The sequence below is a fragment of the Bacillus lumedeiriae genome (assembly GCF_044891285.1).
GTDB lineage: Bacteria > Bacillota > Bacilli > Bacillales > Domibacillaceae > Pseudobacillus > Pseudobacillus lumedeiriae.
The window spans coordinates 1-278 of sequence record NZ_JAUIYO010000065.1 but is presented as its reverse complement, the minus strand read 5'-3'; the positions used below and the strand labels follow the sequence as shown (position 1 = coordinate 278).

Genomic DNA, 278 nt, shown 5'->3' with positions numbered 1-278 from the left:
CTACCATCGGCGCTGAAGAGCTTAACTTCCGTGTTCGGTATGGGAACGGGTGTGACCTCTTCGCTATCGCCACCAGACTGTATAAAGTTGAAAGAATTGTTCTTTCAAAACTGGATAATATGTTTAAGTAACCGGCAATCGAGTGCCATTGGGTGTTGCTTTTACGCCATACGGCGTGATTGGTTAAGTCCTCGATCGATTAGTATTCGTCAGCTCCACGTGTCGCCACGCTTCCACCTCGAACCTATCTACCTGATCATCTTTCAGGGATCTTACTA

At 46.8% G+C, this 278-nt stretch carries 2 rRNA genes; both read right to left on the bottom strand.

What is annotated here, in order from left to right:
* Positions 1–77: ribosomal RNA gene (gene rrf, locus QYG89_RS17235) — 5S ribosomal RNA — on the bottom strand; the annotation flags it as partial.
* A gap of 102 nt (positions 78–179) precedes the next feature.
* Positions 180–278: ribosomal RNA gene (locus QYG89_RS17230) — 23S ribosomal RNA — on the bottom strand; the annotation flags it as partial.